Raw genomic sequence first — 19,900 nt, forward strand, 5'->3', positions numbered from 1 at the left:
AAACGCCCGGTTACATTCCGAACCCGGAAGCTAAGCCTCACAGCGCCGATGGTACTGCAGGGGGGACCCTGTGGGAGAGTAGGACGCCGCCGAACTCCTTTTACAGCTCCGGCTCTTGGGCACACTGCCCAGGGGCCGGAGCTTTTTTGCGTTGAGGTAGGGTCAGGGGGCATCGTTGGCTCGTTTTCGCACAGGAGGCTCCCGGGTGGAGGTCCAGGAGACCCGTGTCCAGACAGACCGGGTCCTCACCATCCCCAACATCCTCAGCATGGCCCGGCTCGTCGGCGTACCGGTCTTCCTCTGGCTGATCCTCAGGCCTGAGTTCGGGGGACCCAACAGCGATGGCTGGGCCCTCCTCGTGCTGGCCTTCAGCGGGATCACGGACTATCTGGACGGCAAGCTCGCCAGGCGCTGGAATCAGATCAGCAGCCTCGGCCGGCTGCTCGATCCTGCGGCCGACCGGCTGTTCGTTCTGTCCACGCTGCTGGGCCTCACCTGGCGCGAGATCCTCCCGATCTGGCTGACCGCTCTCCTGCTGCTGAGGGAGCTGGTTCTGCTGGTGATGGTGGGCATCCTCAGGCGTCACGGCTATCCGCCGCCGCAGGTGAACTTCCTGGGGAAGGCCGCGACCTTCAACCTGATGTACGCCTTCCCACTGCTGCTCCTCAGTGACGGACACACCTGGATCGCGTCACCCGCTGCTATTTTCGGATGGGCGTTCGCAGGGTGGGGTACAACCCTCTATTGGTGGGCAGGAGTGCTCTACGTGGTGCAGGTCCGCCGCCTGGTTCGTGCGGACGCCGCGACCGATTGAGCTCGTTGATTGTCCGGACATGGCGGCCCGATGGCCCGCTGGCCACATCTGCGGGACAATCAGGACGGGTGAAGTCGGCTAGACCGTCGTCTCTTTAGGAGGACGCTTCCGACATGAAGGCCGTCGTGATGGCCGGTGGCGAAGGCACGCGCCTTCGCCCTATGACCTCCAGCATGCCCAAGCCGCTCCTGCCGGTGGTGAACCGCCCGATCATGGAGCATGTGCTGCGGCTGCTCAAAAGGCATGGGCTCAACGAGACCGTTGTCACCGTGCAGTTCCTGGCGTCGCTCGTCAAGAACTACTTCGGCGATGGCGAAGAGCTCGGAATGGAGCTCACCTATGCCAATGAGGAGAAGCCACTCGGAACCGCCGGTAGCGTCAAGAACGCCGAAGAGGCGCTGAAGACCGATGCTTTCCTCGTCATCTCCGGCGATGCCCTGACCGACTTCGACCTCACCGACCTGATCAATTTCCACAAGGAGAAGGGCGCACTGGTCACGGTCTGTCTGACCCGGGTGCCCAATCCGCTGGAGTTCGGCATCACGATCGTCGACGAGGAAGGCAAGGTCGAGCGCTTCCTGGAGAAGCCGACCTGGGGCCAGGTCTTCTCCGACACGGTCAACACGGGCATTTATGTCATGGAGCCGGAAGTCTTCGACTACGTCGAGCCCGACGTGCCCGTCGACTGGTCCGGTGACGTCTTCCCTCAGCTGATGAAGGAGGGCAAGCCGATCTACGGCTATATCGCCGAGGGCTACTGGGAGGACGTCGGCACCCACGAGAGCTATGTGAAGGCGCAGGCCGACGTCCTGGAGGGCAAGGTCAACGTCGACATCGACGGCTTCGAGATCTCCCCGGGCGTCTGGGTCGCCGAGGGTGCCGAGGTGCATCCCGACGCCGTACTCCGGGGGCCGCTCTACATCGGCGACTACGCCAAGGTGGAGGCCGGCGCCGAAATCCGCGAGCACACCGTCGTGGGATCCAACGTCGTCGTCAAGAGCGGTGCTTTCCTGCACCGGGCCGTCGTCCACGACAACGTGTATGTCGGCCAGCACAGCAATCTGCGTGGCTGTGTCGTGGGCAAGAACACCGACATCATGCGGGCTGCCCGGATCGAGGACGGGGCAGTCATCGGTGATGAATGCCTGATCGGTGAAGAATCGATCGTCCAGGGCAATGTCCGGGTCTACCCGTTCAAGACGATCGAGGCCGGTGCCTTCGTCAACACCTCGGTCATCTGGGAGTCCAGAGGCCAGGCCCAGCTGTTCGGCGCCCGCGGGGTGTCCGGAATCCTGAACGTGGAGATCACCCCAGAACTGGCCGTGCGGCTGGCCGGCGCCTATGCGACCACGCTGAAGAAGGGCGCCACGGTCACCACGGCCCGGGACCACTCCCGCGGTGCCCGTGCGCTCAAGCGGGCCGTGATCTCCGCGCTGCAGGCCAGCGCCATCGACGTACGAGATCTGGAGAACGTGCCGCTGCCGGTGGCCCGGCAGCAGACCGCGCGCGGCAGTGCCGGCGGCATCATGATCCGGACCTCGCCGGGCGTGCCCGACTCCGTCGACATCATGTTCTTCGACGGGCAGGGCGCGGACCTCTCGCAGGGCGGTCAGCGCAAGCTCGACCGGGTCTTCGCGCGACAGGAGTACCGCAGGGCATTCCCCGGAGAGATCGGTGACCTGTACTTCCCGGCGAGTGTGTTCGACTCGTACACCGGTTCTCTGCTGAGGAACGTCGACACCACCGGGATCGCGGAATCGGGTCTCAAGGTCGTCGTGGACGCCTCCAACGGCAGCGCCGGCCTCGTCCTGCCGAGCCTGCTGGGCAAGCTCGGTGTGGACTCGCTGACTGTCAATCCCGGTCTCGACGAGTCCAGGCCCACGGAGACGGAAGAGATGCGCCGGAGCGGGCTGGTGCGCCTCGGCGAGATAGTGGCGTCCTCAAGGGCGGCGTTCGGCGTCCGGTTCGACCCCGTCGGTGAGCGGCTGTCGCTCGTGGACGAGAAGGGCCGGATCATCGAGGACGACCGGGCGTTGCTGGTGATGCTGGACCTGGTGGCGGCCGAGCGGCGCAGCGGGCGGGTGGCGCTGCCGGTGACGACGACGCGGATCGCCGAGCAGGTGGCCGCTTATCACGGCACGCAGGTTGAGTGGACCACCACCTCTCCCGACGACCTCACGCGCGTGGGGCGCGAGGAAGGCACCATCTTCGGCGGTGACGGCAAGGGTGGCTTCATCGTCCCCGAGTTCAGCGGCGTCTACGACGGCACGGCGGCCTTCGTCCGGCTGATCGGGCTGGTGGCGCGCACCCAGCTCACCCTGAGCCAGATCGATGCGCGGATTCCCCGGGCGCACGTCCTCAAGCGAGACCTGGCGACGCCGTGGGCCGTCAAGGGTCTGGTCATGCGGCGCGTCGTCGAGGCGGCCGGAGATCGCTTTGTCGATACGACCGACGGTGTGCGGGTCGTGGAGACCGACGGCCGTTGGGTGATGGTGCTGCCCGACCCGGCGGAGGCGGTCACCCACCTGTGGGCCGAGGGCCCGGACGATGCCGGGGCGCAGGCCCTGCTGGACGAGTGGTCGTCCGTGGTGGACAGCGCAGGGCGGTAGAGCGGGCAGTTCGGACGGCAAAACCACCGCACGCGCGCGTGCCGGACAAGTGTCCCCAAGGGGGCCTGTCCGGCACGCCGGTGGGGCCATTCGGAGGTACTGGTCGCGACATGCGACGATGTGCGGCATGCCGCAGCAACCCCCCGTTCGGAGCAGCCCCCCGCGGCCGCAGCGTCCGGACGCTTCCATGTCGTTGATCACCAACGTCATGGACCACAGCCTGGACGACGGGTACGCCGAGGCCGCCGCCCGGAAGAAGACCGAGGGGGAGGGCGGGCTGCCGAAGACCCTCAGGGCGAAGCTGGGCCTGGCGGCCGGGCTGGTGCTCGCGGCGCTGGTGGTGACCGTGGGGGCGGCGCAGGCGCGCGTGGCGGCGCCCGTGGTGGCCAAGGAGCGCCAGGAGCTGATCGACCGCATCGACCGGGAGACCTCGGGCGCGGACAAGCTGGAGAGCACTGTCGACGCCCTGCGCGACGACGTCAGCGCGCGGCAGCGGGCGGCTCTGAAGAAGAGCGGCGCTGGTGCCGAGGCGGATCTGATGGGCGTCCTGTCGGGCGCCACCGCGGTGCACGGCCCGGGGGTCAGGCTCGTCGTGAACGACGCCAAGGAGGCCAGCACCGGCGGCGAGGGGACCAACCCGCGCGAGACCTCCGGTTTCTCCGACACCGGGCGGGTCCGGGACCGGGACATGCAGCGGGTGGTCAACGGGCTGTGGGCCTCCGGCGCCGAAGCCGTCTCGATCAATGGACAGCGCCTGACGGCCCTGTCCGCGGTCAGGGCCGCGGGTGACGCGATACTGGTCGACAACAGACCGCTCGTGCCGCCGTACACGGTGCTGGCGGTGGGGGACGGGGATCGGCTGAGCACCAGGTTCCAGAACAGCGCCGACGGGCTGTACCTGCACGCCCTGGAGCAGAGCTACGGGATCCGGGCCACCATCTCCGCGCAGGGTGACGTCCGGTTGCCCGCCGCACCGAGTGTGATCGTACGCACAGCACAGCCGAACGCCGAGAAGACTGAGAAGGGCACATCGTGATCGCCGTACTGGGCCTCGTCGTGGGAGTCGTGGCCGGCCTGTTGGTCCGGCCCGAGGTTCCGGCGGTCGTCGAGCCTTACCTGCCGATCGCCGTCGTGGCGGCGCTGGACGCCGTCTTCGGTGGTCTGCGAGCCATGCTCGACGGGATCTTCGACGACAAGGTCTTCGTGGTGTCGTTCCTGTCCAACGTGGTCGTGGCCGCGCTGATCGTGTTCCTGGGGGACAAGTTGGGCGTGGGCGCGCAGCTGTCCACGGGTGTCGTCGTGGTCCTGGGTATCCGGATCTTCTCCAACGCCGCGGCGATCCGGCGACACGTCTTCAGGGCGTGAGGCCGATGAGCAACCAGGAGGAGCAGCCGGAGAACAGGCTGCGCAAGGAACTGCCCGACGAGGTGCCTGCGTCGGCCGCGGAGTCCGCACAGGCTCCCGCCCACAGCGGTGAGCAGCCGCTCACCGGGCGTCAGCGGCTGGTGAAGGGGCTGTGGCCGCTGCGGCTCACGCGTGCCCAACTCATCGTCGCCCTGCTGCTGTTCGGGCTCGGCTTCGGGCTCGCCGTGCAGGTGGCGTCGAACAGCGACAGCGACAGTGCGCTGCGCGGCGCGCGCCAGGAAGATCTTGTTCGCATTCTCGATGAACTGGATTCGCGTACTCAGCGTCTTGAGGACGAGAAGCAGGGACTCGAGAAGCAGCGCTCGGAGCTGCAGAGCAGCTCCGACCAGGCTGCGGAGGCACGCAAGCAGACGGCCGAGAAGGAGAGGCAACTCGGCATTCTGGCGGGCACCGTGGCGGCGCAGGGTCCCGGCATCACCATGACGATCGAGGACACGAAGGGGACGGTCAAGGCGGACATGCTGCTCGACGCGATCCAAGAGCTGCGCGCGGCCGGCGCGGAGGCGGTCCAGGTGAACGGGGTACGAGTGGTCGCGAGCACCTACTTCACCGACTCGGGGAAGAGCGTGAGCGTCGACGGGAACAAGATCAACGCCCCCTATCGTTTCCAGATCATCGGCAAGCCGCAGGACCTCGAGCCGGCGCTCAACATCCCTGGAGGCGTGGTGCAGACCCTGGAGAAGGAGCAGGCCACGGTGACTGTGGAGCGGTCGAGCAAGATCGTCGTCGACGCCTTGCGACAGGCGAAGCAGCCTGACTACGCTCGGTCGTCCTCCCAGTGAACCGGTGGTGCATGGGGGACGTCCGGCAGGGGCATGAGGTTGCGGGGGGTCGGCGCACCGAAGGGGCGGTGCGTGGTGGAAACTGTCTGGTGGATACGGACGTTGTGAGGATGTCCGGGTCGGCCGGTGTAGGCAATCAGGGTTCGTCCTGCCCCACGGGCGGGTCTGTTTCGGTCAAGGGGAATCGCCCGTGAAGTTGTTTGCGAAGTTGTTCGGCAAGAGCGCGCGAGAGGGTAGCAACAACGCGACCGCTCGCCATCGCGCACAGCCTGACGCAGAGGGTCAGCGTCCGCTGTTCCGTGACCAGGTCGCTGGTCCGGGCGGTGACATTTCCGGAGGTCAGGGCGCGGCGTCTGTTGACCCTGCGCAGTCCGGCGGCATAGGTTTCGGGCAACCGTCAACCTCAGGTGCGGGTGGAGGGTTTGCCTCCGACCCGTACGCGACCCATGCCCCGTCGGGACAGCCGCGGCAGGAGGATCCGTCCATGTCGGCCCTGGTGTGTACGAGGTGCGGTAACCGCAATGCGGAGAACGCCCGGTTCTGCTCCAACTGTGGCGCGCCGCTGCGTGCCGGGGTGGCTCCGGAACGCGCCTCGGAGACGACGTCCACCATCTCCATCTCCGGCCTCGAGGCCTACGACGCGGAGGTGACCGGCCAGACGCCGCTGCCGATGCTCTCGCCCGAGGCGCAGGCCGCGGTCGACGCGTTGCCGCCGGGCTCGGCGCTCCTGGTGGTGCGGCGGGGCCCGAACTCGGGCAGCCGCTTCCTGCTGGACAGCGACCTGACCACGGCCGGCCGTCATCCGCAGAGCGACATCTTCCTCGACGACGTCACGGTCTCGCGGCGGCACGTGGAATTCCGGCGCTCTCCGGACGGCTCGTTCACGGTGGCCGATGTCGGCAGTCTGAACGGCACGTACGTCAACCGCGAGCGGATCGACCAGGTCCCTCTCGCGAACGGTGACGAGGTGCAGATCGGCAAGTACCGGCTGGTCTTCTACGCGAGCCGGCAGGGCATCTGACCCCGCCGGATCCCGTCCGGTGGGACCCCAGGGAAGGTCCATGCTTCAAACACCGAGCGGCGGTGCCCGAAACGGTACCGCCGCCACGGACAGTGGGCTGATGAGCATCGGCACGGTGCTGAACGCGCTGCGCGACGAGTTCCCCGAAGTCACCATCTCCAAGATCCGCTTTCTGGAGTCGGAGGGGCTCATCGAGCCGCGGCGGACCCCGTCGGGGTACCGCAAGTTCAGCGCCGGGGACGTCGAGCGCCTCGCTCACGTCCTGAGGATGCAGCGGGACCACTATCTGCCGCTCAAGGTGATCCGGGAGCACCTGGCGGCCATGGAGCGGGGCGAGGCCGTCCAGCTGCCCGTGGTGGGGCGCCAGCGTACCGGGGAGGACGTGCCGGAGCAGGTCCAGCGGCCGACGGTCGCCCGGGTCGGGCGGGCCGAGCTGCTGGCGGCCGCCGGCATCGACGAGGACGCCCTCAAGGAGTGGGAGTCGTACGGGCTCGTCGCTCCTGTGGAGGACGGGGCGTACGAGGCCGAGGCCGTCACCGTGGCCTCGCTCGTCGCCGAGCTGGGCCGGTTCGGGATCGAACCGCGTCACCTGCGGGTGATGAAGGCCGCGGCCGACCGCGAGGCGGGCCTCGTGGACCAGGTGGTGGCCCCTCTGAAGCGCCATCGCAACCCGCAGACCAGGGCACATGCCGAGGCCCGTACGAAGGAGCTGGCGGCGCTCACGGTGAAGCTGCACGCCGCGCTGGTACAGACCGCCCTCGGCGTGCGGCTGCCCTGAACGGCGGAGTTCCCGGACGGCCGGATCGGGCACCTGTTCCCGGCCCGACTACCCAAACGTCCCGGGCACGGCCTAGGGTTGCTGTGTGAACGAGCTCGATGTCGTAGGTGTCCGGGTCGAAATGCCCTCCAACCAACCGATCGTGCTCCTGCGCGAAGTGGGAGGCGACCGTTACCTCCCCATCTGGATCGGGCCGGGGGAGGCGACGGCGATCGCCTTCGCCCAGCAGGGCATGGCGCCCGCGCGACCGCTGACCCACGACCTGTTCAAGGACGTGCTGGAGGCCGTCGGCCAGGAGCTGACCGAAGTACGCATCACGGATCTGCGTGAGGGCGTCTTCTACGCGGAGCTGGTCTTCGCCAGTGGGGTCGAGGTGAGTGCCCGTCCCTCCGACGCCATAGCGCTCGCCCTGCGTACCGGAACGCCGATCTACGGCAGCGACACGGTGCTGGACGATGCCGGCATCGCGATTCCGGACGAGCAGGAGGACGAGGTGGAGAAGTTCCGCGAGTTCCTCGACCAGATCTCGCCCGAGGACTTCGGCACCAGCAGCCAGTGAGTCGGCTCCGGACGGGCGGCCGGAGGGTCTGTGACCGGCCCGTCAGCGGCGCGTCGGGCCCCCGCCCCGTGGCAATTGCCACCGGCCATTGAGAGCGTCCTACGGCTTCCCGCGAACGCATTCGGCTAGCCTTTCCCCGCGGTGGGGACGGGAAACCACTCCTAGGGTGATTATCACTCGGCGTGCCGAGTGTGGCGATCGTTGACGCACCCCTGGTGACTGCCTACCGTCGAGAAGGCAGGTCAAGGACGGAGGTCGGCGTGAGAACGAGCGGCGACGGTACGGTGGGGGGTGCCCCCGGACGCGGTCTCGGGGAGAACGGCCCGTACCCGCTTCACAGCAGCGCGGTCGGCCACGCCCAGCAGCGACCGACGGCGGTGCCGAACGGCGGAGGGGCGGCGTCCATGGCGTCCGAGGAGATCGGCTATCGAGGGCCCACGGCCTGCGCGGCGGCCGGCATCACCTACCGGCAACTCGACTACTGGGCCCGCACAGGTCTCGTCGAGCCCAGTGTGCGGCCTGCCCACGGGTCGGGCACCCAGCGTCTGTACAGCTTCCGGGACATCGTCGTCCTGAAGATCGTCAAGCGGTTCCTGGACACCGGGGTCTCGCTGCAGAACATCCGATCGGCCGTACAGCACCTGCGGGAACGCGGTTTCCGCGACCTGGAGCGCATGACCCTCATGAGCGACGGTGCCACGGTCTACGAGTGCACCTCGCCGGACGAGGTCCACGCCCTGCTCCAGGGCGGTCAGGGCATCTTCGGGATCGCCGTCGGCGTGGTCTGGCGGGATGTGGAAAGCGCACTCTCCCAGCTGCACGGGGAGCGCATCGACACCGGGGAGACGCTCATCGGGCACAACCCCGCGGACGAACTGGCGCGGCGCCGCAACCGGGCCGTCTGAACGGCCCCGGAACCCGGTCGTCTGAACGGCCTCGCAACCCGGCCGTCCGGGCAGCCCTGCCGAGCCGTCCGGGGGATCCCGCAACCGCAAGAGGGACGCCCGAGCGCACGCCCGCGCGCTGGGCTCTCGCGCGTGGAAGGGCCTGACGGCCCGGCTTGACCGCACGGGGGCCGTTCGGGCGTCGCAGCCCTGCTCCGGCCCGTCCCGTGCCGGTCCATTGTCAGTGCCGTGGTGCAGCATCGAGGTGTGAGAAACGCTCCCACGATCCTGCATCTCGACATGGATGCCTTCTACGCCTCGGTGGAACAGGCATCCAAGCCGAGCCTGCGCGGGAAGGCCGTCGTCGTGGGCGGACTGGGGCCTCGCGGGGTGGTGGCCACCGCGTCGTACGAGGCACGAGTCTTCGGGGTCCACTCGGCGATGCCGATGGCCCAGGCGCGCCGGCTGGCGCCGAACGCCGCGTACCTCGTGCCGCGCTTCACCCTGTACCGGTCGGTCAGCGACCAGGTGATGGCGCTGCTGCGCGCGCTGTCGCCGCTGGTGGAGCCGCTGAGCCTGGACGAGGCGTTCGTGGACCTGGAGGCCGGGTCGGCGGCCTGGGACGAGGAGTCGGCTCGCCTGGCGGGAGCGAAGCTGCGCGCGGACATACGGGCGGCCACGGGGCTCACGGGGTCGGTGGGGCTGGCCGCCTCCAAGATGCTCGCGAAGATCGCCTCGGAGGAGGCCAAGCCCGACGGAATGGTGCTCATCGAGCCGGGGACCGAGCGGGCGCTGCTGGGCCCCATGCCGGTGCGGACCCTGCCCGGGATCGGACCGGCCACCGGGGACCACCTGAGACGGGCCGGGATCACCACCGTCGAGGAGCTGGCCGAGGCAGGTGAGGACGAGCTGGTGCGGCTGCTGGGCAAGGCGCACGGGCACGCGCTGTACGCCATGGCACTGGCACGGGACGACCGGCCCGTGGTGGCCGAGCGGGAGACCAAGTCGGTGTCGGTCGAGGACACCTATGACGTGGACATCCACGACCGGCTGCGGGTCGGCCTGGAGGTGCAGCGGCTCGCCGAGCGGTGCGTGCGGCGGCTGCGCGAGGCCGGGCTGTCCGGGCGGACCATCGTGCTGAAGGTGCGCCGGTACGACTTCTCGACGCTGACCCGGTCCGAGACGCTCAGAGGTCCCACGGACGACCCGGCGGTGATCCGGGAGGCGGCCGCACGGCTGCTGGAGTCCGTGGACACCACGGGAGGTGTCCGGCTGCTCGGCGTGGGGGTCTCCGGGCTCGCCGACTACACGCAGGAGGACCTGTTCGCGCAGGCGGCGGGGGAGCGGGCCGCGTCCGTGGAAGCGCCGGAGGAGGTCGTTCCCGAGGCCGCGGCGGACCCGGAGCCCGCGGAGCGGCACTGGCGGGCGGGCCACGACGTACGGCACGCCGAGTACGGGCACGGGTGGGTGCAGGGCAGTGGCCTGGGGCGGGTCACCGTCCGCTTCGAGACGCCGCAGTCCCCTCCGGGGAGGGTGCGGACGTTTCTCGTCGATGATCCTGCGCTTGAGGTGGCGGAGCCGCTGCCGTTGGTGCTGGACGGGGTGGATTCCGAGGTGTAGAGGCCGCTTGTGCGGCCGTCGTCGGGTGCGGGTTGGTTGTGGTTTCTCGCGCAGTTCCCCGCGCCCCTGGGCGGGTGATGGTTGGTTGGCGGGTGCGGGTTCGTTGTGGCGTGTCACGCAGTTCCCGGCGCCCCTGGGCAGGTGACGTCGGCGGGAGGGGGCTGGCCGAGGGAGCTCAGCTTTCCTCGGTGCCTGCCAGCTTGCCGAAGTCGCGGTCCGGGGCGGGGGGTGGGGTCACGTCCAGGCCGTAGTGGTGGTAGAGCTGGAGTTCCTGCTCGGGAGAGAGATGGCGGCCCACGCCGAAGTCGGGGGCGTCCTTGATGAGCGAGCGTTCGAAGGGGACCCGGAGGGCACCCTCGACCAGTTCGCTCGGCTCCAGGGGGACGAAGGCGTCCCGGGAGAACAGCCCGGTGCGTATGGCCGCCCACTCGGGCACGCCCGTCGCGTCGTCGAGGTACACCTCGTCGACCGTGCCGATCTTGGTGCCATTGCTGTCGAACGCCTTGCGGCCGATCAGGTTGCGCGGATCGATGTCGGTCTGCACGGTCCCTCTCCCTCCACGTGGTCGCAACTCATCCGTAAGCACTACAAAAGAGCACATTCAGGGAGGCGGCCACTCGAGGGCTCGGGCGTTGACCTCGCTGGTAGGCTGACAGCGGCTGCTGATCCCGTGCGGGAGAGTCCTCCGAGCATCTCGGAGGCGCCGAAGGAGCAAATCCTCCCCGGAATCTCTCAGGCTCACGTACCGCACGGACGAGGTCACTCTGGAAAGCAGGGCGGGTGTCGACGGCGTCCGCCCTCACCGACGGTGAAAGCCGGCGCCTTCGGGTGTCCGGTGAAGCTCTCAGGTTGAGATGACAGAGGGGGAGGCCGTCGGGGCACCCACGCCGTGGTGCCCCTCGAAGGTCGTGTCAGACCAGGAGGCCTCCGCAATGACCGCCCACCGCATTCCGCTCTCCGAGCTCGAAGCGGGCATCCCCTTCGAGCAGCGCCACATCGGGCCCGACCAGGAGGCGCGGGCCAAGATGCTCGCGCACATCGGCTACGGCTCCCTCGACGAGCTGACCGCCGCCGCGGTCCCGGACGTGATCAAGAACGCGGACGCCCTGGACCTGCCGGGCGCCCGCACCGAGGCCGAGGTGCTCGCCGAGCTGCGCTCGCTCGCCGACCAAAACCAGGTCCTCGGCTCGATGATCGGTCTCGGCTACTACGGCACCTTCACCCCGCCGGTCATCCTGCGCAACGTCATGGAGAACCCGGCCTGGTACACGGCCTACACGCCGTACCAGCCGGAGATCTCGCAGGGCCGTCTGGAGGCGCTGCTGAACTTCCAGACGATGGTCGCCGAGCTGACCGGCCTGCCCACCTCCGGCGCCTCGCTGCTGGACGAGGGAACCGCGGCCGCCGAGGCGATGGCGCTGTCCCGGCGCATGGGCAAGAACAAGAAGGGCCTGTTCCTGGTCGACGCGGATGCCCTGCCGCAGACCGTCGCCGTCATCGAGACGCGTGCGGAGCCGACCGGCGTCGAGGTCGTCGTCGCGGACCTCAGCGACGGCATCCCGGCCGACATCGCCGCGCGCGAGATCAACGGCGTCCTGATCCAGTACCCGGGCGCCTCCGGTGCCGTACGTGACATCAAGCCGGTCGTCGACCAGGCGCACGAGCTGGGCGCCCTCGTCACCGTCGCCGCCGACCTGCTGGCGCTCACCCTGCTGACCTCGCCGGGTGAGCTGGGCGCGGACATCGCCGTCGGCACCACCCAGCGCTTCGGCGTCCCGATGGGCTTCGGCGGTCCGCACGCGGGTTACATGGCGGTGCACGAGAAGTTCGCGCGCAGCCTGCCCGGGCGTCTCGTCGGTGTCTCCGTCGACGCCGACGGCCACAAGGCCTACCGCCTCGCGCTGCAGACCCGTGAGCAGCACATCCGCCGCGAGAAGGCCACCAGCAACATCTGCACCGCGCAGGTGCTGCTCGCCGTGATGGCCGGGATGTACGCCGTCTACCACGGCCCCGAGGGCCTGCGTACCATCGCCCGCCGCACCCACCGCTACGCCACGATCCTCGCCGAGGGCCTGAAGGCCGGCGGTGTCGAGATCGTCCACGGCGCTTACTTCGACACCCTCACCGCGCGTGTGCCCGGCAAGGCCGCCGACATCGTCGCCGCCGCCCGTGACAAGGGCGTCAACCTGCTCCCGGTCGACGCCGACCACGTCTCCCTCGCCTGCGACGAGACGACCAACCGCGCCCAGCTGGACGCCGTCTTCGCCGCCTTCGGTGTCGCGGGCGACATCGAGACGCTCGACGCGGCCGCCGGGGAGGCGCTGCCCCAGGCGCTGCTGCGCACCGACGACTACCTCGCCCACCCGGTCTTCCACGACCACCGCTCCGAGACCGCGATGCTGCGCTACCTGCGCAAGCTGGCCGACCGCGACTACGCGCTCGACCGCGGCATGATCCCGCTGGGCTCGTGCACCATGAAGCTCAACGCGACCACGGAGATGGAGCCGGTCACCTGGCCCGAGTTCGGCCAGCTGCACCCCTTCGTGCCCGCCGAGCAGGCCGGGGGCTACCTCACGCTCATCCGTGAGCTGGAGGAGCGCCTTGCCGAGGTCACCGGCTACGACAAGGTCTCGCTCCAGCCGAACGCCGGTTCGCAGGGTGAGCTGGCCGGTCTGCTGGCCGTCCGCGGCTACCACCGGGCCAACGGCGACGAGCAGCGGACCGTGTGCCTGATCCCGTCCTCGGCGCACGGCACCAACGCCGCCAGCGCCGTGATGGCGGGCATGAGGGTCGTCGTCGTGAAGACCGCCGGGGACGGCGAGATCGACGTCGAGGACCTGCGCGCCAAGATCGAGCAGTACCGTGACGAGCTGTCGGTGCTGATGATCACCTACCCGTCGACGCACGGCGTCTTCGAGGAGCACGTCGCCGACATCTGTGCCCAGGTCCACGAGGCGGGCGGCCAGGTGTACGTCGACGGCGCCAACCTCAACGCCCTGGTCGGACTCGCCAAGCCGGGCCACTTCGGCGGCGACGTCTCGCACCTGAACCTGCACAAGACCTTCTGCATCCCGCACGGCGGCGGCGGCCCGGGTGTCGGCCCGGTCGGGGTCCGCGCGCACCTGGCGCCGTACCTGCCCAACCACCCCCTGCAGCCCGCGGCCGGCCCGGAGACGGGCGTCGGTCCGATCTCGGCGGCTCCGTGGGGCAGCGCGGGCATCCTGCCCATTTCCTGGGCGTACGTCCGCCTGATGGGCGGCGAGGGTCTCAAGCGCGCCACCCAGGTGGCCGTGCTCTCCGCGAACTACATCGCCAAGCGCCTGGAGCCGCACTACCCGGTGCTGTACACGGGCCCCGGCGGCCTGGTCGCGCACGAGTGCATCATCGACCTGCGTCCGCTGACCAAGGCGACCGGCGTGAGCGTGGACGACGTGGCCAAGCGTCTGATCGACTACGGCTTCCACGCGCCGACCATGTCCTTCCCGGTGGCCGGCACGCTGATGATCGAGCCGACCGAGTCCGAGGACCTGGCCGAGCTGGACCGTTTCTGCGATGCGATGATCGCCATCCGTGCGGAGATCGAGAAGGTCGGTTCCGGCGAGTGGCCCGCGGAGGACAACCCGCTGCGGGGCGCCCCGCACACCTCGGGCGCGCTCGGCGGTGAGTGGGCCCACGCCTACAGCCGCCAGGAGGCCGTCTTCCCGGCCGGAGTCTCGGTCGCCGACAAGTACTGGCCGCCGGTGCGCCGTATCGACCAGGCCTTCGGCGACCGCAACCTGGTCTGCTCCTGCCCGCCGCTGGACGCGTACGAGGACTGAGCGTCTTCGGGCCGAGCGCCCTGCCGGTGAGAGCCCCGCCCGTGCTTCGGGCGGGGCTCTCCCGTTGTTCACGCCGTCGCGAGCGACACCTCGGTGGATTTGATCAGGGCGATCACGTCCGAGCCCACGAAGAGGCCGAGGTCCTCGGCCGCGTCCCTGGTGATCACCGCCGTGAGTTCGCCGCCGGGCACGGCGATCTTCACGGAGGCCATGGCTGCGCCGTGGACGAGCTGGACGATCGCGCCGGGCAGCCGGTTGCGGATGGACAGACCCTCGACTTCGCCCGAGGCGAGGGCGATCTCCGTCGACTTCACCAGCGCGTGGACGCGGGACTGCGGGGCGAGGCCGAGCTGCTCGACGGCTTCCAGGGTGATGGCCGCCGTGAGCTCCTGCCCGCCGTCCAGGCGGATCCTGACCGTGGCCATGACCTCGCCGGGGTGGACCTCGGTGACGGTGCCGGGGAGCTGGTTGCGGATGCTCAGTGTCATGGGCACCCACGGTAGAGCGCGTGTCCGGTCAGGCCGGGTATGCGTGCGTCTGGGTCGCTTTCACCGTCGCCCAGACAGCTGCGCCGGGGTGCAGATCCAGGTCGGCGGCGCCGGCCGTGGTCAGATCGGCGGCGAGGGGAAGCTCGCCGGTGAGGTCGGCCCGGATCTGGTCGCCGTGGGTCTCCAGACCCGAGACCTCGCAGCGCCACAGATTGCGGGCGCTGGCGCCGGCGGGCCGCTCCCTGAAGAGGGTGACGGCGACCGGCGGGAAGGCCACGAAGACCGGGCCGGACAGGTCCTCCGTGGTCGTGACCGACGGCCCCGCCTCCAGCCGTACCGTGTGCCCGTCGGCCACTCCCCGGTAGAGGTTGAGGCCGACCAGCTGGGCGATGTAGTCCGTGCGCGGATGGCGGGCGATCTCGGACGGAGTGCCCTCCTGGACGACCCGGCCGTGTTCGACGACCACCAGCCGGTCGGCGAGCACCATGGCGTCGAGCGGGTCGTGCGTGACCAGGACGGCGACCGCCTCGAACTCGGCCAGATGGCGGCGCAGCTGGGCGCGCACCTCCAGCCGGGTGCGGGCGTCCAGGGCCGCGAGGGGCTCGTCCAGGAGCAGCAGCCGCGGCCGGGTGGCGAGAGCCCGGGCGAGCGCGACGCGCTGGGCCTGGCCGCCGGAGAGACGGCGGGGCTTGGCGCCGGCGTGCTCGGCGAGGCCCATCCGGTCCAACCAGGCGGCGGCCTGCGCACGGGCCTCGGCCTTGGTGGCGCCCTGGCAGCGCGGACCGAAGGCCACGTTGTCCAGGGCGGACAGGTGCGGGAAGAGCAGATAGTCCTGGAAGACGACGCCGACCGGGCGGGACTCGGGCGGGATGCGTTCCAGGGACGCGCCGTCGAGCCGCAGATGGCCGTCGCTGAGGGGGACCAGACCGGCGAGGGCGCGCAGGGCGGTGGTCTTGCCGGCGCCGTTGGGGCCGAGCAGCGCGACGACGTCGCCGGGGGCGGCGGTCAGCGCCACGTCGAGCCGGAAGGTGCCCTGGTCGACGACGAGGTGGGCGTCCAGCCCCTGCTCGCCCACGGCCTCGGGCGCGAGGCCGGCCTCAGGGGCGTCGATGTCGGTCATGAAGGGATCGTCCAGCCGGGTCTCGTCGGGGGCGGGGGATGGTCGTGCCGTGTCAGCGGGGGCGGCTCGGTTCGGTTGTGCACCGCCGGCGGGTGCCTGCGGTTGTGCGGTGTCGGCGCCGGCTGCGTGGCTCGTGCGGTGTCGTCGGCGGCTGCGTGGGGTCGTGCGGTGTCGTCGTCGGGCGGCTGGGTGTGGTGGTGCGGTGTCGTCGGCGGGGCCGCGTGCTGTCGTGCCACGTTCGATCGTCCCCCATGGGTGCCCGACCGTCAGGAGCCGGTCAGCCACCGGTCGCGCAATCCCGCCAGCACCGTGATCGACACGGCCAGCAGGACCAGGCTCAGGGCGATGGCCGCGTCGGGGTCGTTCTGCAGGGCGAGGTAGACCGCGAGGGGCATGGTCTGGGTGCGGCCGGGGAAGTTGCCCGCGAAGGTGATCGTCGCACCGAACTCGCCGAGCGCGCGGGCCCAGGCGAGAACGGCACCCGCGGCGATGCCGGGCGCGATCAGCGGCAGGGTGACCCGGCGGAACGCGGTGAAGCGGGAGGCCCCCAGCGTGGCGGCCGCCTCCTCGAAGCGCGGGTCGGCGGCGCGCAGGGTGCCCTCGACGCTGATGACCAGGAACGGCATCGCGACGAACGCCTCCGCGATGACGACTCCGGTGGTGGTGAACGGCAGGGTGATCCCGAACCAGGTGTCGAGCCACTTGCCGACCACTCCGTTGCGGCCCAGGGCCAGCAGCAGGGCGACACCGCCCACCACCGGCGGAAGCACCAGGGGCAGGGTCACCAGGGCCCGCACCAGGCCACGGCCGGGAAAGTCCGTGCGCGCCAGCAGCCAGGCCAGCGGTACGCCCAGGACGAGACTGACGGCGGTCGCGGCCGTGGCGCTGACGAGGGAGAGCTGGAGTGCCTGCCACACCTCGGTGCTGGTCAGCAGGTCCGGCAGGCTGCGCCAGGGAGCGCGCACGAGCAGGGCGACCAGGGGCAGCAGCAGGAACACCAGGGCGACCAGCCCGGGCAGCAGCAGCGGCAGCGGCAGCCCGGCCCGGATGCGGCGGCGCCGCGTCCCACCCGTGCGGGGCTGGGACGCGGCGCCGGGCTTGTCGAGCGGGGTCACGGCTTGAGGAACCCGGCCTCGCTCAGGACCTTCCGGCCCTCGGCGGACTGCACCAGGGCGATGAACGCCTTGGCCGTCTCCGCGTTCCTGGTGCTCTTCAGCAGGGCGATCGGGTAGTCGTTGATGGCCTTGGCGGACTCGGGGAACTCCACGCCCTCCACCTTGCCACCGGCCGCCTTCACATCGGTCCTGTAGACCACCGCGGCGTCGGCCTCCTTCAGCACCACCTTGTTCAGGGCGGACTTGACGTCCTCCTCGTAGGAGGCCGGGGTGAGCTTCAGCTTGTTGGCGTCCAGGGCCTTCTGGGCGGCGGCGCCGCACGGCACGGTCTTGTCGCACAGGACGACCTTCAGCCCGGACTTGGTGAGGTCCTTCAAGGAGGCCACCTTGTCGGGGTTGCCCGGCAGCGTGGCGATCTCCAGCTGGTTGCGGACGAAGGTGGCCGGGGTGCCGGTCGCGTCCTGCTTGTCCGTCACGATCGCCATGGTCTTGGGGCTGGCGGCGGCGAACACGTCCGCCGGGGCACCGCCGGTGATGCTCGCGGCAAGGGTGTCGCTGCCGCCGAAGTTGAAGTTGACCTTGGTGCCGGGGTGGGCCTTCTCGAACTCCTTGCCCAGGGCCGTGAAGCTCTCCTTGAGGGAGGCGGCGGCGAACACGTTGATGTCGCCGGAGAGCTTCGTGGAGGCGGAGGACGACGGGTCCGACTTGTTCGGCTCGGTCGAGTGGTCGGAGGAGGAGCAGGCGCTGAGTGCCATCAGGGCGGCAGCTCCCGCACCGGCCAGCTGCAGCATTCGCCGGGTCCGGCGCACGGAACGGGTCATCACGGATCTACTCCTCGGGATCTTGGAACAAAGGTCGCGCCCTGTCACGGCCGGAATCGGCCGTGCGGCGATGATACTGCCGCATCTGCGAGCTGTAAGTCTCCTGTCGCATTGCATGAGCTGCATACATGAGACGTGTGGCTGGCATGTGCGTTTGTACGGTGCTCAGGCGCGGGTACGGTCCTGCGGGAGGTGGTCGCGGTGACTCACGCGGAACTGGCCCTGACCGGCGATCTCGTACGACCGGACCGGCTGACCGTGCCGGACCTGCTCGCCTGGCCCCAGCACCGGGCCGACGTCAGCTTCGAGTGCGCGACCAGTGGCATCCAGCACCACCGGTTCTCCGGGCCGCGTCTGTACGACGTGCTCGCCGACGCCGGGCCCGGCTTCGACCCGGTCCGGCGCAAGGACCGGCTGCGCTTCCTGATCGCCGTCACCGGCACCGACGGTCACCACGCCCTGCTGTCCTGGGCCGAGATCGACCCGGACTTCGCCGACGCCCCCGTGCTGCTCGCCGTCACGATCGACGGCACCCCGCTCGATGCCGACGGGCCCCAGCTGGTGCTCCCGCAGGACCGCTGCGGGGCCCGGCACGTCAGCGGGATCACGGTGATCCGGGTGGACGGGGGCTACGGCTTCGACGGTCCGGCGTCCGCCACCCCCGGTCACGCGTCAGCGGCAGCTCAGTGAACCGCTCGCCCGTCGTGTCCCGTACGGCGTCGGCCAGGCCCGGTGCGGCCGGGCCCCGTAGGAGCCCCCGGATCTGCCAGGAGCCGGGGTCGGCCGCCACCCGCAACGAGTGAGCGGTCGGCTCGGTCTGTGGGCGGCGCTGCTGTGCCGGTGAGGGGGCCGGGTCAGACGCGGTCGATGTGCACGTTCGTGGACTTCACGCGTGCGGTGGCCTCCATGCCGACCTCCAGGCCCAGTTCCTCCACGGCTTCCCGGGTCAGCAGCGAGACCAGCCGGTGCGGGCCCGCCTGGATCTCCACCTGGGCGGCGACGTCACCGAGCTTGATGGCGGTGACGATGCCCGGGAAGGCGTTGCGGACCGAGGTGTAGGAGGCGTCCTCCTCGCCGCTTCCTCCCTTGGCCAGCTCGACCGAGAACGCGGCGAGGTCCTTGCCGTCGATGAGCCGCCGCCCGGCCTCGTCGCGATGGGTGGCCATCCGGCCCGCGTCGGCCCAGCGGCGGGCGGTGTCCGGGCTCACGCCGAGGAGCCGCGCGGCCTGGCCGATCGTGTAGGACTGCATGCCGGTCACCCTAGGGCCAGGTGCGGGAACCGTGGACATGGGGCTGGTCGTTGGGTATAACGCGATATAGCGTTAGTGCGTGACGGAGGAGCCCCGTGGGGGCGCCGGGATGGGGGTGAGGGCATGTCGGCCGAGCAGGTGCACGGGCAGGTGCACACGGAGATGCCGTCCGGGCTGCGGGCCTCGGACGCGGACCGGGACCGCGTACTGGACGCGCTGACCGCCGCCGTGGGGGACGGACGGCTCACGGCCGGGGAACACGAGGAGCGGGCGGCCGCCGCCCTGTCCGCGCGCACGCACGGCGAGCTGGAGGTGCTGACGACCGATCTGCCGGCCGTGACAGCGGGGCCGCTCCCGGTCAAGGACGTCGTCCGCATCGAGCAGCTGGGCTCCTCGACCGCGCGCGGCGACGAGTGGTCGGTGCCCCGCCGGATGGACATCAGCTCGGCCTGGGGCGATGTGACCCTCGACTTCACCCGGGCGGTGATCGGCCACGACACCCTCCGCATCGATCTGGACCTGCGGGGCGGGACCCTGCGGCTGATCACCCGGCCCGGCGTGGTCGTGGACAGCGACTGCCTGGCGATCGAGTACGGCACGGCAAAGGTGCGGCCGGCCGGGGAGCCCGGCACGCCCGTGGTGCTGCGCGTGGAGATACACGGGCGGCTGAGCATGGGCCGGCTGGAGGTGCGGCCGCGGCGGCGGCTGTTCGGCAGGAGGACGGCGACGGCCTGAGGCACGTGCCGTCCTGCGGAGGGAGGGCGCGGTCCCCGGCCTTGCCGTCCCTTGGGCCTCG

The 19,900-nt window shown here is 70.2% G+C and carries 19 protein-coding genes, 1 rRNA gene and 1 riboswitch; of the genes, 14 read left to right on the plus strand and 6 right to left on the minus strand.

Annotated elements, in window-relative coordinates; all coding sequences use genetic code 11:
• From rrf to ACFZCP_RS43680, 11 genes are all read left to right on the plus strand, one after another.
• Positions 1-95, plus strand: a 5S ribosomal RNA gene (gene rrf, locus ACFZCP_RS43630); the annotation flags it as partial.
• Positions 96-205: 110 nt separating this feature from the next.
• Positions 206-814, plus strand: coding sequence for a CDP-alcohol phosphatidyltransferase family protein (locus tag ACFZCP_RS43635; RefSeq protein ID WP_391442317.1), 609 nt, complete (start codon positions 206-208; stop codon positions 812-814).
• 113 nt (positions 815-927) lie between these two features.
• On the plus strand, positions 928-3,423 hold the full coding sequence (locus ACFZCP_RS43640) for a sugar phosphate nucleotidyltransferase (RefSeq protein WP_391442318.1): 2,496 nt from the start codon (positions 928-930) through the stop codon (positions 3,421-3,423).
• Positions 3,424-3,541: 118 nt separating this feature from the next.
• Positions 3,542-4,459 (plus strand): DUF881 domain-containing protein, encoded by a 918-nt coding sequence (locus tag ACFZCP_RS43645; RefSeq protein WP_391442319.1) that lies wholly within the window; start codon positions 3,542-3,544, stop codon positions 4,457-4,459.
• The gene (locus ACFZCP_RS43650) at positions 4,456-4,788 is read left to right on the plus strand and encodes a small basic family protein (RefSeq protein WP_003988855.1); all 333 of its coding nucleotides are present in this window, start codon (positions 4,456-4,458) and stop codon (positions 4,786-4,788) included. Before ACFZCP_RS43645 ends, ACFZCP_RS43650 begins: the two co-directional genes overlap by 4 nt.
• Positions 4,789-4,793: 5 nt before the next feature.
• Positions 4,794-5,630: a DUF881 domain-containing protein gene (locus tag ACFZCP_RS43655; protein WP_391442320.1), complete on the plus strand. Its 837-nt coding sequence runs from the start codon at positions 4,794-4,796 to the stop codon at positions 5,628-5,630.
• 190 nt (positions 5,631-5,820) lie between these two features.
• The gene (locus ACFZCP_RS43660; RefSeq protein WP_391442321.1) at positions 5,821-6,651 is read left to right on the plus strand and encodes an FHA domain-containing protein; all 831 of its coding nucleotides are present in this window, start codon (positions 5,821-5,823) and stop codon (positions 6,649-6,651) included.
• A 40-nt stretch (positions 6,652-6,691) separates the two neighbouring features.
• Positions 6,692-7,429 carry a MerR family transcriptional regulator gene (locus ACFZCP_RS43665; RefSeq protein ID WP_362700823.1) on the plus strand — a complete coding sequence of 246 codons (738 nt, stop codon included), beginning with the start codon at positions 6,692-6,694 and terminating at the stop codon, positions 7,427-7,429.
• A gap of 85 nt (positions 7,430-7,514) precedes the next feature.
• Positions 7,515-7,988 carry a bifunctional nuclease family protein gene (locus tag ACFZCP_RS43670; protein WP_026253112.1) on the plus strand — a complete coding sequence of 158 codons (474 nt, stop codon included), beginning with the start codon at positions 7,515-7,517 and terminating at the stop codon, positions 7,986-7,988.
• Between the two features lie 260 nt (positions 7,989-8,248).
• Entirely contained in the window at positions 8,249-8,893 is a 645-nt protein-coding gene (locus ACFZCP_RS43675) for a MerR family transcriptional regulator (RefSeq protein ID WP_391442322.1), read from the plus strand.
• Positions 8,894-9,139: 246 nt separating this feature from the next.
• Positions 9,140-10,492 carry a DNA polymerase IV gene (locus ACFZCP_RS43680; protein ID WP_391442323.1) on the plus strand — a complete coding sequence of 451 codons (1,353 nt, stop codon included), beginning with the start codon at positions 9,140-9,142 and terminating at the stop codon, positions 10,490-10,492.
• 175 nt (positions 10,493-10,667) lie between these two features.
• Here the strand turns inward: ACFZCP_RS43680 and ACFZCP_RS43685 are convergent, their stop codons facing one another.
• Positions 10,668-11,036, minus strand: a complete 369-nt coding sequence (locus ACFZCP_RS43685) for a PRC-barrel domain-containing protein (RefSeq protein ID WP_362700817.1) — start codon at positions 11,034-11,036, stop codon at positions 10,668-10,670.
• A gap of 119 nt (positions 11,037-11,155) precedes the next feature.
• Positions 11,156-11,250, plus strand: a riboswitch (glycine riboswitch).
• A gap of 174 nt (positions 11,251-11,424) precedes the next feature.
• Between ACFZCP_RS43685 and gcvP the strand changes: the two genes are divergently transcribed.
• Positions 11,425-14,310, plus strand: a complete 2,886-nt coding sequence (gene gcvP / locus ACFZCP_RS43690) for an aminomethyl-transferring glycine dehydrogenase (protein ID WP_391442324.1) — start codon at positions 11,425-11,427, stop codon at positions 14,308-14,310.
• A 68-nt stretch (positions 14,311-14,378) separates the two neighbouring features.
• On the opposite strand, the gene ACFZCP_RS43695 is transcribed toward gcvP, so the two are convergent.
• The 4 genes from ACFZCP_RS43695 to modA all read right to left on the minus strand — a co-directional run bounded on the left by ACFZCP_RS43695 (position 14,379) and on the right by modA (position 17,854).
• A complete protein-coding gene (locus ACFZCP_RS43695; RefSeq protein WP_391442325.1) occupies positions 14,379-14,798 on the minus strand; it encodes a TOBE domain-containing protein in 420 nt (139 codons plus the stop codon).
• A gap of 28 nt (positions 14,799-14,826) precedes the next feature.
• Positions 14,827-15,918 carry an ATP-binding cassette domain-containing protein gene (locus tag ACFZCP_RS43700; RefSeq protein WP_391442326.1) on the minus strand — a complete coding sequence of 364 codons (1,092 nt, stop codon included), beginning with the start codon at positions 15,916-15,918 and terminating at the stop codon, positions 14,827-14,829.
• A 266-nt stretch (positions 15,919-16,184) separates the two neighbouring features.
• Positions 16,185-17,033, minus strand: coding sequence for a molybdate ABC transporter permease subunit (modB, locus tag ACFZCP_RS43705; RefSeq protein ID WP_391442327.1), 849 nt, complete (start codon positions 17,031-17,033; stop codon positions 16,185-16,187).
• A complete protein-coding gene (modA, locus tag ACFZCP_RS43710; protein ID WP_391442328.1) occupies positions 17,030-17,854 on the minus strand; it encodes a molybdate ABC transporter substrate-binding protein in 825 nt (274 codons plus the stop codon). Before modA ends, modB begins: the two co-directional genes overlap by 4 nt.
• A 192-nt stretch (positions 17,855-18,046) precedes the next feature.
• Between modA and ACFZCP_RS43715 the strand changes: the two genes are divergently transcribed.
• Positions 18,047-18,544, plus strand: coding sequence for a molybdopterin-dependent oxidoreductase (locus ACFZCP_RS43715; RefSeq protein WP_391442329.1), 498 nt, complete (start codon positions 18,047-18,049; stop codon positions 18,542-18,544).
• Between the two features lie 164 nt (positions 18,545-18,708).
• Here ACFZCP_RS43715 and ACFZCP_RS43720 read toward each other — a convergent pair whose 3' ends face one another.
• Positions 18,709-19,104, minus strand: a complete 396-nt coding sequence (locus tag ACFZCP_RS43720; protein ID WP_067312120.1) for a molybdopterin-binding protein — start codon at positions 19,102-19,104, stop codon at positions 18,709-18,711.
• Positions 19,105-19,227: 123 nt separating this feature from the next.
• On the opposite strand from ACFZCP_RS43720, the gene ACFZCP_RS43725 reads away from it, so the two are divergent.
• Positions 19,228-19,839 (plus strand): DUF1707 domain-containing protein, encoded by a 612-nt coding sequence (locus ACFZCP_RS43725; protein ID WP_391442330.1) that lies wholly within the window; start codon positions 19,228-19,230, stop codon positions 19,837-19,839.
• The last annotated feature ends 61 nt before the right edge of the window (positions 19,840-19,900 follow it).

This window comes from Streptomyces sp. NPDC007971, from assembly GCF_042958635.1.
Taxonomy (GTDB): domain Bacteria; phylum Actinomycetota; class Actinomycetes; order Streptomycetales; family Streptomycetaceae; genus Streptomyces.